14 protein-coding genes are annotated in these 13,851 nt (G+C 60.5%); 8 read left to right on the top strand and 6 right to left on the bottom strand.

Going from position 1 to position 13,851, the window contains the following annotated elements; all coding sequences use genetic code 11:
* Window position 1: 1 nt before the first annotated feature.
* Genes cpdA through nudF form a run of 3 tightly spaced genes read right to left on the bottom strand, consistent with a single transcriptional unit; the run spans window position 2 to window position 1,935 of the window.
* Complete coding sequence (gene cpdA, locus A9G06_RS06670; RefSeq protein ID WP_033113016.1) at window positions 2-820, bottom strand: 3',5'-cyclic-AMP phosphodiesterase; 819 nt, start codon at window positions 818-820, stop codon at window positions 2-4.
* A gap of 22 nt (window positions 821-842) precedes the next feature.
* Window positions 843-1,292 carry a DUF1249 domain-containing protein gene (locus tag A9G06_RS06675; RefSeq protein ID WP_005335899.1) on the bottom strand — a complete coding sequence of 150 codons (450 nt, stop codon included), beginning with the start codon at window positions 1,290-1,292 and terminating at the stop codon, window positions 843-845.
* 1 nt (window position 1,293) lies between these two features.
* Window positions 1,294-1,935, bottom strand: coding sequence for an ADP-ribose diphosphatase (gene nudF, locus A9G06_RS06680; RefSeq protein WP_064335385.1), 642 nt, complete (start codon window positions 1,933-1,935; stop codon window positions 1,294-1,296).
* 304 nt (window positions 1,936-2,239) lie between these two features.
* Here nudF and tolC point away from each other — a divergent pair, with 304 nt between their 5' ends.
* Window positions 2,240-3,562: an outer membrane channel protein TolC gene (gene tolC, locus A9G06_RS06685; RefSeq protein WP_069554662.1), complete on the top strand. Its 1,323-nt coding sequence runs from the start codon at window positions 2,240-2,242 to the stop codon at window positions 3,560-3,562.
* Window positions 3,563-3,678: 116 nt separating this feature from the next.
* On the opposite strand, the gene hldE is transcribed toward tolC, so the two are convergent.
* Window positions 3,679-5,106, bottom strand: a complete 1,428-nt coding sequence (gene hldE / locus A9G06_RS06690) for a bifunctional D-glycero-beta-D-manno-heptose-7-phosphate kinase/D-glycero-beta-D-manno-heptose 1-phosphate adenylyltransferase HldE (protein ID WP_069554663.1) — start codon at window positions 5,104-5,106, stop codon at window positions 3,679-3,681.
* A gap of 229 nt (window positions 5,107-5,335) precedes the next feature.
* Between hldE and lpxL the strand changes: the two genes are divergently transcribed.
* The 6 genes from lpxL (at window position 5,336) to A9G06_RS06720 (ending at window position 11,701) form a co-directional block, all read left to right on the top strand.
* Window positions 5,336-6,259, top strand: a complete 924-nt coding sequence (gene lpxL / locus A9G06_RS06695; protein WP_069554664.1) for an LpxL/LpxP family Kdo(2)-lipid IV(A) lauroyl/palmitoleoyl acyltransferase — start codon at window positions 5,336-5,338, stop codon at window positions 6,257-6,259.
* A gap of 626 nt (window positions 6,260-6,885) precedes the next feature.
* Complete coding sequence (locus tag A9G06_RS06700; RefSeq protein ID WP_069554665.1) at window positions 6,886-8,808, top strand: PTS mannitol transporter subunit IICBA; 1,923 nt, start codon at window positions 6,886-6,888, stop codon at window positions 8,806-8,808.
* Between the two features lie 37 nt (window positions 8,809-8,845).
* On the top strand, window positions 8,846-9,991 hold the full coding sequence (locus A9G06_RS06705) for a mannitol-1-phosphate 5-dehydrogenase (protein ID WP_047436917.1): 1,146 nt from the start codon (window positions 8,846-8,848) through the stop codon (window positions 9,989-9,991).
* Between the two features lie 133 nt (window positions 9,992-10,124).
* The gene (locus A9G06_RS06710; RefSeq protein ID WP_005335907.1) at window positions 10,125-10,646 is read left to right on the top strand and encodes an MltR family transcriptional regulator; all 522 of its coding nucleotides are present in this window, start codon (window positions 10,125-10,127) and stop codon (window positions 10,644-10,646) included.
* 169 nt (window positions 10,647-10,815) lie between these two features.
* Window positions 10,816-11,388, top strand: coding sequence for a DNA-J related domain-containing protein (locus A9G06_RS06715; protein WP_069554666.1), 573 nt, complete (start codon window positions 10,816-10,818; stop codon window positions 11,386-11,388).
* 64 nt (window positions 11,389-11,452) lie between these two features.
* The gene (locus A9G06_RS06720) at window positions 11,453-11,701 is read left to right on the top strand and encodes a hypothetical protein (protein ID WP_005363113.1); all 249 of its coding nucleotides are present in this window, start codon (window positions 11,453-11,455) and stop codon (window positions 11,699-11,701) included.
* Window positions 11,702-11,761: 60 nt separating this feature from the next.
* Here the strand turns inward: A9G06_RS06720 and A9G06_RS06725 are convergent, their stop codons facing one another.
* Entirely contained in the window at window positions 11,762-12,274 is a 513-nt protein-coding gene (locus tag A9G06_RS06725; protein ID WP_005354921.1) for a mechanosensitive ion channel domain-containing protein, read from the bottom strand.
* A gap of 13 nt (window positions 12,275-12,287) precedes the next feature.
* Window positions 12,288-13,253, bottom strand: coding sequence for a zinc transporter ZntB (gene zntB / locus A9G06_RS06730; protein WP_021231682.1), 966 nt, complete (start codon window positions 13,251-13,253; stop codon window positions 12,288-12,290).
* A gap of 140 nt (window positions 13,254-13,393) precedes the next feature.
* Here zntB and A9G06_RS06735 point away from each other — a divergent pair, with 140 nt between their 5' ends.
* The gene (locus A9G06_RS06735; protein WP_005335916.1) at window positions 13,394-13,843 is read left to right on the top strand and encodes a YaiI/YqxD family protein; all 450 of its coding nucleotides are present in this window, start codon (window positions 13,394-13,396) and stop codon (window positions 13,841-13,843) included.
* Window positions 13,844-13,851: the final 8 nt, after the last annotated feature.

Genomic DNA, 13,851 nt, shown 5'->3' on the forward strand with positions numbered 1-13,851 from the left:
CTCAATAACCGGTGGCATTGGGGTCGGGCACAAACTGCCCCACCGGCAGACGCCACACCTGGCTGGCGATACGACCATCAGGGTAGAGGGTGAGATAGCGCCAGCCCGGGCCGGACTCGTCCAGCGCGAAGCCATCAGAGAGCGGTTTGAACTGGATGCAGGTAGATGGGCTGGCGATCAGCCGCACGCCGCGGTGCACCTCGTCAAACTCCTGATGGACGTGGCCAAACAGGATGGTCTTCTGCTGCGGGTGACGGGCCAGCACGGCAAACAGATCGTCGGCATTCTTGAGATTGTGCTGATCCAGCCAGGCACAGCCCACCGGCACCGCCTGATGGTGCAGGGCGATAAGGGCATGGCGATCCGGATACTGACGCAGGGCGCGGTCGAGCGCCTCCAGCTGGTGATCGCCGATCATGCCGTGGGGTTTGCCGCGCACCTGGGTGTCCAGCAGGATCACCTGCCAGTGGTCGCCCACCAGTTGCTTGGATTCGCTGATCCCGGCGGCATGAAGCTGCTCGGTCATCAGGGGACTGTCATCATGGTTGCCGGGCAGCCAGTAGATGGGGCGGCCAAGAGGCGCCATCATGGAGGCGAAGCGCTGATAGGACTCCGGGCTGTGATCCTGCGACAGGTCGCCGGTCGCCAGAATCACCTCGTAGGGATGGTCGTTGGCCTGCACCCGCTCCAGCACCGCAGCCAGACTCTCGGCGGTGCGCACAGCCAGCAGCCGACCCTCGGCACTGGCAAAAAGATGGGTATCAGTAATTTGCAACAGGCGCACACTGCCGTCCTGCGCCTGGGGGAGCTCTGTTTCCAAAATCACGCTTCTTTATATTTGTTCAACTGGAGATATTGATCGGGCTGGTACCATGTCTGAGACAAAATTTTAGCCACTCGGCCAGAAACAGATTTACCTGCTCCTTTTCGTCCCGCTGGTGCATCTTTTTATTGGGATAATCATAACGTGGTTGCAAACGGGAAATCTGTTGCGCTGCACACACTTCCGCCATCCGCACATCATGATACAAACGAATCTCTATCTGAGCTTGTAAATATTCGGGCAATTCGGGGTTGTGCTGGCTCAGGATCACCTGATTGGTGAAGCGACTCTCGCCAATGATGGTGAGCTGGAACTGCAGATCGTTGCCGACCCGATAGCGGCGCTCGGCCCCGACTTCCCCATCTGGCGGCAGCAGTTTCATCAACGCCATGTAATTGACCTCGCAGGTACGCTGCAAGGACATCAGATCAGGCACATAGCGCCTGCTCTGTTGCAGGGTCAGCGCCACCTCAGCGATCCGCCAGCCAGCGGGCACGCAGCTCGCCATGGTTGAGGGCCAGCCACTGCAGGGCGATGACCGAGGCCGCATTGTCGATGCGTCCCTCTTTGAGCCAGGCATAGGCCTGTTCGCGGCTCACCACGTGCACCCGGATATCCTCGCCCTCATCCGCCAGACCGTGCAGGCCGCTCGCCTTGCTGGCATCCACCTCGCCCACAAAGACCTCGATCCGCTCGGTGCTGCCGCCCGGGCTCACCAGATAGCTGATGGCATGCTCGCAGCGGGCCACCTCGATCCCGGCCTCTTCCACCGCTTCGCGGCGCACCACCGCCTCGGCGGTCTCCCCTTCGTCGATGATGCCGGCCACCAGCTCCAGCAGCCAGGGGGTCGGGCTGGTCTCCATGGCGCCGATACGGAACTGCTCCACCAGCACTATCTGGTCGCGCACCGGATCATAGGGCAGCAGCGCGGCAGCATGGCCCCGCTCGAACAGCTCGCGCACGATGGGCTGGTTCCAGCCGCCCGCAAATAACCGATGCTGCAGACGATAGACATTCACCTTGAAGAAGCCGTTATATCCAGCTGATTTTTCAATGATTTTCACATCATCGGCGGCGTAATGCCGATCTTGCGGCAAGGGTTGCTGCGACATCCGGGGCTCCCGTCAGCTTGACTTGTATCAGTTTGACCATAAAATCCGAGGAACATGAATGAACGTTCATTCACTCGGCGTGCCATGGTAATGAGGGGTGGATTTTAGCAGCCACAGACCATTTGGCTAGGCGCGCGGGGAGAAAACTGCGTCCGGTTCTTGACGTTCCCGTCACCGGACCTGAGACTCTTAGCATTAAATTTTGCTTATAGTAGAGTGATTAAGCTGCAATCAAGCTTGGTCGGTGACAATATTTGCCTCTCCAGCAACCAGTTTGGGTTACTACATAAGGTTAAAACGATCTATGAAAAGAACACTTTTGTCCGTCATGGTGTTGCTGGGCGTCAGTGCCGGTGCCCATGCCGAAAACCTGCTCGACATCTACCAGCAAGCCCAGATCAAAGACCCGCAGTTGCTGCAGTCCAAAGCCGTTCGCGACCAGGCCTTCGAGAAGATCAACGAATCCCGTGCCCCTCTGCTGCCCCAGATCGATCTGGGTGCCGGGCTCAATTATCTGCAAAACAAGAACGATACCCAGAGCAATACCAACGCCAAGGGTGAGGTAAAGCTGTCTCAATCTATCTATCGTCGCAGTGACTGGGTCAATCTCGATATCAGCGAGAAGCAAGCCACCCAGTCAGATGTCGCCTACAACCTCGAGATCCAGAACCTGATGGTGCGCACCGCCAAAGCCTACTTTGATGTGCTCAAGGCGATGGATACCCTGGAGTTCGTCCGTGCCAACAAGGTTGCCGTAGAGCGTCAGCTGGAGCAAACCCAGCAGCGTTTCGAAGTGGGCCTGACCGCCATCACCGACGTCCATGAAGCCGAAGCCTCCCGCGACCAGGCGCTGGCTGACGAGATCAATGCCGAGAACACTCTGGATAACAGCTACGAGACCCTGCGCGAGCTGACCGGTGTTGATCACCGCAACCTGGACATCCTCAACACCGATCGTTTCAGCCCGCAGAAGACCGCTTTCGGATCCGACAAGTGGCTGGAGCTGGCGCTGGACAAGAACCTGCAACTGCACAGTGCCCGCATCAGCAAGGACATTGCCAAGGAGCGGATCGATCTGGCCAAGACCGGCCATGAGCCGACTCTGGGTCTGGATGCCGGACTGCAAACCAGCAATACCGATTACAAGCTGGATAGCATTCAGAGCGGGGGCAATGACAATCAAGCCAATATCGGCCTGACCTTCAAGCTGCCCATCTACAGCGGTGGCGCCACCAGCTCCAAGGTGAAGCAGGCTCAGTACGACTACGTAGCGGCCAGCGAGCTGCTGGAGAAGAACTTCCGTTCGGTGCAGAGCACAGTGCGCTCCTCCTACAACAACGTGAACGCCAGCATCGGCTCGGTGCGCGCCTACAGCCAGTCTGTGGTCTCCGCCGATAGCGCCCTGAAAGCGACCGAAGCCGGTTACGAAGTGGGTACCCGTACTATCGTCGACGTGCTGGACTCCACTCGCAAGCTGTACGAGGCCAAGCAGAAGCTCTCCGAAGCCCGTTACAACTACATTCTCAATATCCTGAGCCTGAAACAGGCTGCCGGTATTCTGGAAGCGCAGGACCTGGTGGAAGTAAATCAGGGTCTGATGCCTGCCACGGCAAAAGCCAAAGGCTGATAGCCGCTATCAGACATGAAAAAGGCGACCGCAAGGTCGCCTTTTTGTTATCCGTATTTCTGTCGGCTTGCTACCGCCGATAATGAGCCCCGCCAGATTGCGGGGCCAGCAGAACGTTAGCCGCGCTCGCGGATCGTCTTGATGATGTCGGTGGTGGAGCAGCCATCCTCGAAGTTGAGAACGCGCACCTCACCGCCATTGGCGGTCACCTCGGCGTAACCGGCGATATCTTCCGGCTTGTAGTCACCGCCCTTGACCAGCAGATCCGGCAGGATCTCGGCGATCAGGCGCTGCGGGGTATCCTCGGAGAAGGGCACAACCCAGTCCACCGCGCCCAGCGCAGCCAGTACGGCCATGCGGCGCTCGGTCGGGTTGACCGGACGACCCGGCCCTTTCAGACGGCGAACCGACTCGTCGGTATTGACCGCCACGATCAGGCGATCCCCCAACTTGCCGGCGTTGGCCAGATAGGAGACGTGACCGGCATGCAGGATGTCGAAGCAACCGTTGGTCATCACCACCTTCTCGCCGCGCAGACGGGCGGCACGAACCGCCACTTTCAGCTGGGCTTCGGACATGACGCCGAAGCCGGTCTCCTGCTCGGTGTAGAGGGCGTTGGCCAGCTCGACCGGACTGACGGTAGAGGTACCCAGCTTGCCGACCACGATACCGGCGGCGGTATTGGCCAGCGCACAGGCTTCATCCAGGCTCTTGCCTGCCGCCAGCGAGGTGGCGAGGGTCGAGATGACGGTATCACCGGCACCGGTCACATCGTAAACCTCGTGGGCCTGAGCTGGCAGATGCAGCTCCGGCTGACCTTCGCGGATCAGGGTCATGCCGTTCTCGGAACGGGTGACCAGCAGGGCATCCAGCTCGAAACGCTTGACCAGATCCAACCCCTTGGCGACCAGCTCCTCTTCGCTCTTCACCTTGCCTACCACAGCCTCGAACTCGGACATGTTGGGGGTCAGCAGGGTGGCGCCGCGGTACTTCTCGAAGTCGGTACCCTTGGGGTCGACCAACACAGGAATACCGGCGGCACGGGCGCGCTGGATCATGCCGGGCACGTCGTTGAGAGCACCCTTGCCGTAGTCGGAGAGGATCATCACGTCGCTGTTTGGCAGCGCCTGCTCAACCTTGCTCATCAGCAGGGTGGCATCGACGGAGTGGAAGGGCTCTTCAAAGTCCAGACGCAGCAGCTGCTGGTTGCGGGACAGCACCCGCAGCTTGGTGATGGTCGGGAAGTCGGCCAGACGAACGAAATCACAGGCCACCTTGACGCCAGCCATCTGGCCAGCCAAGGCATCGGCAGCCTCGTCCTCACCGGTCAGGCCAAGCAGCACGGCGTGAGCGCCAAGGGCGGCGGAGTTGAGGGCCACGTTGGCTGCGCCACCGGGACGCTCCTCAATGTGTTCAACCTTGACCACGGGCACCGGTGCCTCGGGCGAGATCCGACCGGTAGGGCCATGCCAGTAACGGTCCAACATGACATCGCCAACGACCAGAACGCGGGCTTTTTCAAAATCGGGCAGGGTGATCTTCATCTGTATCGACTCTCAAAACCTGAAAAATCAGCGGGCGATTTTATCACACTCTTTTATTTGAGGGAGAAAAAGCAAACCTGCGGTTTCCATTTAAAGGAAACCGATAGTTAGGATTCCCGTAACACCAGTGAACCACAATCAGCCCCTCTGACCAGCACACAGCCATTCGCCCCCGCCCCCCCTTTTCGGCTAGAATCCCCCGATTGTGTTTGCGAACAAGAGATTAGCCATGGCCCACGACAACGCTCCCCGCCTGGAGCCCCGCCTGTTTCATCCCCGTTACTGGGCCAGCTGGTTCGGCCTCGGCCTGCTCTGGCTGCTGACCCTGCTGCCGTGGCGTAGCCAGATGTGGCTGGGGCGTCAGCTCGGTCGTCTCGCCGCCAGGATATTGAAGTCCCGGGTCAAGATTGCCCGTCGCAATCTGGAACTGGCGATGCCTGAGCTGACCCGGGATGAGCGGGAGAAACTGCTTAAGGCAAACTTCGAGAGCGTGGGCTGCGCCGTGTTCGAGGTGGGTATCGCCTGGTTCTGGCCAGACTGGCGGGTGCGCAGCCTGATGAAGGTGGAAGGGGAAGAGCACGTCATCGCCGCCATGGAAAAAGGTCAGGGCATGCTGCTGCTCTCCTGCCACTTCCTGACGCTGGAACTCAACGCCCGCTGTTTCGGGCTGGTGCGCCCCGGCGTGGGGGTCTATCGCCCCAACACCAATCCGGTGCTGGAGTATGCCCAGTACCACGGGCGCTGTGCCTCCAACAAATATCTGGTAGACCGGATGGATGTGAAGGGAATGATCAAGGCGCTGCGCAACGGCGACGCCCTCTGGTACGCGCCGGATCACGACTACGGCAGCCACGCCAGCGTGTTCGTGCCCTACTTCGCGGTAGAGCAGGCGGCCACCATCACCGGCACCGCCACTCTGGCGAGGGTGAAGAACACCGTCACCCTGCCCTGCTACAACATCCGCACCAGCGAGGGTTACACCCTGCATATCGGGGCGCCGCTCGCCGACTACCCGAGCGGAGATGACATGGTCGATGCCGCCCGCGCCAACCGTGAGATTGAAACCGCCGTGCGCAAAGCGCCGGAGCAGTACATGTGGCTCCATCGCCGCTTCAAGACCCGCCCCTCCCCCGAGGATGCCGGTTTCTACTGAGCCGCAGCCTCGACAGGGGCCAGATCGCAAAAACTGACAAACCGCCTGCTGGCGGTTTGTTTTTATCTGCAATCTGGCCTGCGCGGCAAACAAGCGCCCCGCACATCTGCCGCTCGATAGCATCCTGCATGTTGGCGCCCATTCCCATCAATCAGCCGCAAAAGAGCCCTCATCACCGACCGTAAAAACTGAAAGCGGGTTACAAATTTATTGATTCATTGGTAAGCAATGGAGTGTTTCGATAGATCCATCGTCACTACCCGCTGATGAGTAATTGAGTGATTTGTCCCATTCGAATACAAAAACTGAATTTGTGATGCAAATCACCTTTGCGCAAAGGAGCGGCAAAGCTGAACTGATGATCTAAATCACAAAAAATGGTCATTCAAAACAGAAAAGATCGAAATGTAGCCGAATTACAGCATGGGAATGTGACGTGTGTCACTGGTTGTGGAGGGGGTATCGCTGGGTATCTGAGAGCTGGATCACAAGACACCCCGTTTTCAGCCTAATTTGATATCAAGCTGGTAGATTGAAGTTGCTTAGACGACCGGGATGGAGGTTCGGCAAAACCGGCCATCCCGACTACCACTTTTAATCAAACAGGCTTAAAACGGGGTCCCGACATGTTATCACCGGATACCAAAGTCAAGATACAGAATTTTGGACGCTTCCTGTCCAATATGGTCATGCCCAACATAGGCGCCTTTATCGCCTGGGGCTTTATCACCGCCCTCTTTATCCCCACCGGCTGGCTGCCCAATGAAACCTTGGCCAAGCTGGTCGGCCCCATGATCACCTACCTGCTGCCGCTGCTGATTGGCTACACCGGCGGCAAACTGATGGGCGGTGAGCGCGGCGGCGTGGTCGGTGCCATCACCACCATGGGTGTCATCGTGGGGACCGACATCCCTATGTTTATGGGTGCCATGATGGTCGGCCCGCTCGGTGGCTGGGCCATCAAGCGCTTCGACAAGGCGATGGACGGTCGCGTCAAGAGCGGCTTCGAGATGCTGGTCAACAACTTCTCCGCTGGCCTTATCGGCATGCTGCTGGCGATCCTGGCCTTCTTCGTGATTGGCCCCTTCGTCAAGGTGCTCTCCGGCCTGCTGGCCGGTGGCGTCGGCTTCCTGGTAGAAAACCACATGCTGCCGCTCACCTCCATCTTCGTCGAGCCGGCCAAGATCCTGTTCCTCAACAACGCCATCAACCACGGCATCTTCTCGCCGCTGGGAATCCAGCAGGCGACCGAGCACGGCAGCTCTATCTTCTTCCTGATTGAAGCGAACCCGGGCCCGGGCATGGGCGTGCTGCTGGCCTACATGGTGTTCGGCCGCGGTGCGGCCAAGCAGTCCGCGGCTGGCGCCTCCATCATTCACTTCTTCGGCGGCATCCACGAGATCTACTTCCCGTATGTGCTGATGAACCCGCGCCTCATTCTGGCGGTGATCGCAGGTGGCATGACCGGGGTCTTTACCCTGACCCTGTTCAACGCCGGTCTGGTCTCACCCGCGTCGCCGGGCTCCATCTTCGCAGTGTTGTTGATGACGCCGAAAGCCTCCCTGATCGGGGTCGCCCTCTCCATCATCAGCGCTACTCTGGTCTCTTTCCTGGTCGCCGCCGTGTTCGTCCGCGCCCAGCAGCCGGAAGCCGATGAGGCTGACGCCCTCGGTGAAGCCACCCGCAAGATGAAAGCCATGAAGGGCGGCAAGCCCGAAACCGCAGCGGCCAAGAAGCCGGGCGGCGAACTGATGGCGGTGCGCAATATCGTGGTGGCCTGCGATGCGGGCATGGGCTCCAGCGCCATGGGCGCCGGCATGCTGCGCAAGCGGGTGCAAGCCGCCGGGCTCGATATCAGCGTTACCAACCGCGCCATCGATCAGCTCGACGATCAGGTGGACTGGGTCATCACCCACAAGGATCTGACCGAGCGGGCCCGTCGCCATGCGCCGAATGCTCATCATATTTCCCTGACCAACTTCCTCGACAACGGCCTCTATCAGGAGCTGGTACAGAGCCTGAGCCGCGCTGCCAACGATGATGTCGCCAACCCGCAACTGCTGGTGGCGGCCAACGACGACAGCTACGAGCCGCAAGCGGCCGAAGTCTTTACCCTGAACCGTCATGACGTGCATCTGGGGCTGAAAGCGGACAACAAGGAGGCCGCCATCCTGACCGCTGGCCGACTGCTGGCAGAGCGCGGCTACGTGGCGCCCGACTACGTCAACGCCATGCTGGAGCGGGAACAGCTGGTCTCCACCTACCTCGGCGAATCCATCGCCGTGCCGCACGGCACCATCGCCGCCAAGGAGTTTGTGAAGCGTACCGGCATCGTCATCTGCCAGTACCCGGCCGGGGTCGCCTTTGGCGAAGCCGCCGATGAGGTGGCGCGGCTGGTGATCGGTATCGCCGCCCGCAACGACGAACATATGCAGGTGATAACCCGCCTGACCAATGCACTGGATGAACCCGGTCTCATCGACCGGCTGGCCAGCACCACGGATCCCCAGGCCTTCCTGGATCTGCTGGGTGCCGAACAGGCTGCGTAATCATCTTTCATCGTCTTTGGTTCAAGAGGTTAATATCATGAAAACATTGCATTTTGGTGCCGGCAACATCGGTCGCGGCTTTATCGGCAAAGTACTGGCAGATGCCAGCCATCAGGTCACCTTCGCCGACGTCAACGACACCCTGATCGACCAGCTCAACCACCGTCAGGAGTACAAGGTCCATGTAGTAGGGGCGGATCAGAAACTGGACGTGGTGCGCAACGTGGCGGCGGTGAGCTCCGCCGGTCACGAGGTGATCGCCCGTATCATCACCGCCGATCTGGTCACCACGGCAGTGGGCCCCAACATTCTGGACAAGATTGCCAGCACCCTGGCCAAGGGGCTGCAGGCCCGCTTCGATGCCGGCAACCTGACCCCCCTCAACGTCATCGCCTGCGAAAACATGGTGCGCGGCACCAGCCACCTCAAGCGGGAGGTACTCAAGTACCTGCCGGTCGCGTATCATGCCACGCTCGAATCCTGTATCGGCTTCGTCGACTCGGCGGTGGATCGCATCGTGCCGCCCGCCGCGGCTGCCAACGATGATCCGCTGGAAGTGACGGTCGAGAGCTTCAGCGAGTGGATCGTCGACCAGACCCAGTTCAAGGGAGAGCTGCCACAGGTGGCGGGCATGGAACCCACCGACAACCTGATGGCCTTCGTCGAGCGCAAGCTGTTCACCCTCAACACCGGCCACATCGTCACCGCCTACCTCGGCAAGCTGCGGGGCTATCGCACAGTGCGCGAGGCTATCGAGGATCCGGTGATCCGCAGCAAGGTACGCCGCGCCATGGAGGAGAGCGGTGCCGTGCTGGTAAAACGCTACGGTTTCGACCCGCGCCTGCACGCCGCCTACATCGAGAAGATCCTGGCCCGCTTCGCCAACCCCTATCTGGTGGACGAGATTGACCGGGTCGGCCGTCAGCCGCTGCGCAAGCTGGCGGCGGGGGATCGACTGGTGAAGCCGCTGCTGGGCACCCTGGAGTACGGCCTGCCGAGCGATCAGTTGCAGGAGGGGATCGCCGCGGCGCTCCACTATCGCAATGCCGATGACCCGCAGGCGGTGGAGCTGCAAGCCCTGCTGGCGGAGCTGGGCCCGGCCAAAGCGCTGGCCCGCGTCACCGGACTGGATGAAGAGAGCGAGGTGGTTCGCGCCATCGTCGCCCGTTACGAAACCCTGTAATGACCCTGCTTGCGGCGCATTCAGCCACCACTGATAGCGCGCCAAGCGCTTGAATGGCAAGGGAATGTGCCCCATATGATAAAAACCGGGAGAGAGGCTGACTCTCTCCCTGTCAGCTGGACCCAATGCACCTATGACCACACACCAGGAAGATGAAGTACTGGAACGACTGAACGAGCAGGATGGCCCCCGCGGCTTCTTTCTCGAAGCCGTGACCATCCTGGAAGAGGCGGTCGACTCCCTGATGCGACGCGCCTTTCGTCAGGAGGAGTATGCCGTCAAATACGCCATCGAACCCCTGCTCAACCAGAGCGGCCCCCTCGGCCAGCTGGAGGTGCGCCTCAAGCTCATCTTCGCCCTCGGCCTCATCTCCCTCGAGCGCTATCAGGATATCGAAGCCTATATCAAGATCCGCGACTTTCTGGTGCGCGACCCCAAGGATTACCGCTTCAGCGACAAGCCGATCCGCGATCTGCTCGACCGCCTGCACGGGGTCAATCAGGGCGGCATGATGAAGCTGGAGCCCCCCGCCAGCGAAGAGGATTGGGCCTTCTACCAGATGCAGCTCAACCGGCTCGATCAGATGGTGCGCTCCGCACTGGTACTGGCGCTGGCCGACTGTGTCGGCGAACTCCACAAGGAGAGCCCCATCTAATCCGGCCACATGAAATGACATGACCGCCTGCTGGCGGTCTTTTTCTGCGCCTCCCTTGCCACTGCACCTTGCTCCGCCCTCTGGCAGATGTCACTCTGACTCATCCCCCCCTCGCCTGTACGGTGGCCCCAGCTGTCACCACAGCTCTCATCCGGAGGAATCACCCCCCATGAGCGACCAGAACGCCAACCCGCTGATCGCCCCGCTGCTGGCTCTGCTGCAACGGGCCGATGGCAGCTACAAGGTGCACGAACTGATGGCGGCACTGCGCCTGCAGGAGGTAATTCCGCTACTGGCTGACGATGAGCAACTACAGCTGTTTCGGCTCAACTTCCTGATCATGAACGCCCTCTACCAATTGCAGGCCGAGCTCTGGCAAGAAGGATGGTGGCTGGTGATCAGCACTCTGGATATCCGGCTCGAACCGCTGGCCGGGAATCAGGAGGCCAACCACGGCTTTACTGTTGGCGAAAATCTGCGCAGCTACTATCTCGACTGGCAGGTGTTCTGGCAGACCGACCGTGCCGAAGTTGAAGCCCTGCTCAACCGCTTTTGGCACGCCTATGACGGTGAGGGGCACAAAGCCGAGGCGCTGGCCCTGTTCGAGTTGAATGAAGGAGCGAGTCAGGAGGCGATCCGCCGCCGCTGGCGGGAGCTGGCACTGCAGCACCATCCGGATCGGGGCGGCAACGCAGAGACCTTTATCCGCATCCGCTGGGCATGGGAGGTCCTGCGGGGATGATCCCGTTGCCGCATATAAAGGGCAGGCATAGACTGGAGCTGGATATTCCCCACAGGAGAGCATCATGACAGTCAGTGAACTTCGTAAGCTCTATCAGCAACAGATCCTGCAAGAAGCCGAAATCCTCCACGATGTGGCCATTCCCGGCTGGCTCATCGAATTCAGAGGCAAGGATGGCGCACTCTACGAGCTGACCGACACCCTCGGCTGCCCGGTCAGTTTCGGCACCGTCGAGCAGGCCCGCGAACATCTGCATCAGGTGGCAGACTGCCCGGTTCAGGTGGAGCACCTCTACCGCTTCTTCGAACGCTAGCTCCACCTACCGCACAGTAAAAAGGCTCCCGAGGGAGCCTTTTGTTATTCCGGTTGCTTTCTATTCCGGTTGCAGCGGTTCCGCCACCTTGCCCTCCAGCTTCCTGACCGGCTTTTGCAGGATCAGGTTGGCCGGATAGGTGACCAGATCGCCGTTGTCATCACGCACCCGCACGTAGAAGAGCCCGATCTCGGTGATGACGCCGGTGACCGAATCATCCTTGTCGAGGATACGGATCCGATCGCCAATCTTGTAGGGAAAGGCGAAGAAGATGGTGATGCTGGCGGTGATATTGGAGAGGATCGACCACTGGGCCACCATGGCGACCCCCAGTACCGCAAAGAAGGAGGAGGCGAGCACCACCAGTCGGGAGAAGTCGAGCCCCCATACCCCGGCCAGCACCAGCAGGGTGGCGCAGCCGAGCAGGAAATGGAACACATGGGCCACGTAGAGCACCCGGTTCTCGCTCACCTGCCTGCTCTGACCGAGCGCCAGCAGGCTCTTGTGAATAAGCCGCCGGATCAGGGTATGACCCAGCAACAGCAGCAGGGTCAGGCCAATTGATTGCCACATGGGTTATGCCTCCTTACCACCAGCGCCGATGTTTGAGCCAGATAGCCAGCCCGCTTGCCAGCGCCACCAGCGAACCACAGAAGACCCAGAAGGCAGTCGGATTCTCGGCACCGGGGATACCGCCAAGGTTGATGCCAAACAGGCCGGTCAGGAAGCTGGCAGGTAAAAAGAGCAGTGCCATCACCGACATCTGGTAGGCGCGGCGGTTGGTCGCCTCCGCCATCAGATTGTTGATCTCGTCTGCCAGCACAGCGGTGCGCGCCACCCCGGCATCGAGGTCGTCGAGCCAGCGCCGCAGCCGATCGGCGATATCGAGCAGACGGCGGCGATCATCCTCATCCAGCCAGCTGATCTTCTCGTTGGCAAGGCGCGCCACCAGATCCCGCTGGGGGGAGAGGTAACGACGGATCATGATGAGCTGCTTGCGGATCAGCGCCAGCCGGCCATTTGCGGGCATGTCGCGCATCAGCACCATCTCCTCCAGGTCGAGGATCTTGTCGTGCAGCTCCTCGACAAACTCCCCCGCCCGATCGGTCAGGGCATCGCAGATCTCCACCAGCCAGTCGGCCGGGGTATCGGCGCCGCCCCCCAGCTTGAGCTGGTTGAAGACATCCTGCTCGGAGAGCAGCGGACGACGACGGCTGCTGATGATGAGATCCGGGGTGATGAAGATGCGCAGCGCCACCATCTCTTCGGGCCTGTGATCCTTGTTGTGGTTGATGCCGCGCAGGATCAGCAGCACCGTCTCCCCCATCCGCACCAGCTTGGGACGATTGCTCTGGCCGAGCAGCGACTCCCTGGCCGCCTCGCTGAGCAAGGGGGTCTGCAACAGCCAGCGCGCCGAATCGGGATTGCCGTAATCCAGATGCAGCCAGCCGGGATGCGCCGCCGGGACTTCGCTTCCCGCCATCAGCGGCGCCATGCCACCCTTGCCATCCAGGGTCAGGGCATAAATCACTTCACCGGGCACCCGATCCATCTCGTCTCCTTCTCGTTTCATGTACTGGCCCCAGCTTACACCAAAGGTTGGGCCGACTCAGCCCCGCGCCGGGAAGGGGAGGCCTGTGTTAACATGGCCGCTCTCGTTTTCCATCCGCTTTCACTACAGGAAACCATGCCATGCCCATCTGGGTTGATGCCGATGCCTGCCCCATTCCGGTCAAGGAGATCCTCTACCGCGCCGCCCACCGCGCCCAGGTCGTCACCACCCTGGTGGCCAATCAGGGATTGCGGGTGCCCCCCTCGCCTTTCATCAAAACCCAGCAGGTGGAGAAGGGGTTCGATGTGGCAGATCATGTCATCGCCCAGCAGGTTCAACCCGGCGATCTGGTGATCACTGGCGATATTCCTCTCGCCTCCTGGGTGATCGATGCCGGTGGCGAGGCGCTCAATCCCCGCGGCGAGATCTACACTCGCGAGACCATCAAGGCACGGCTCGGCATGCGCAACTTTATGGAAGAGCTGCGCTCGGCTGGCGTGCAGACCGGCGGCCCGGCCCCCTTCAATGCCGCCGATAAGCAGCGCTTCGCCAACGCCCTCGACAAGTGGCTGGTCAAAGGCAAGCTGTAAAGAGACCC

The organism is Aeromonas sp. DNP9, from assembly GCF_001728955.1.
In the GTDB taxonomy this organism is placed as follows: Bacteria; Pseudomonadota; Gammaproteobacteria; order Enterobacterales; family Aeromonadaceae; genus Aeromonas; species Aeromonas veronii.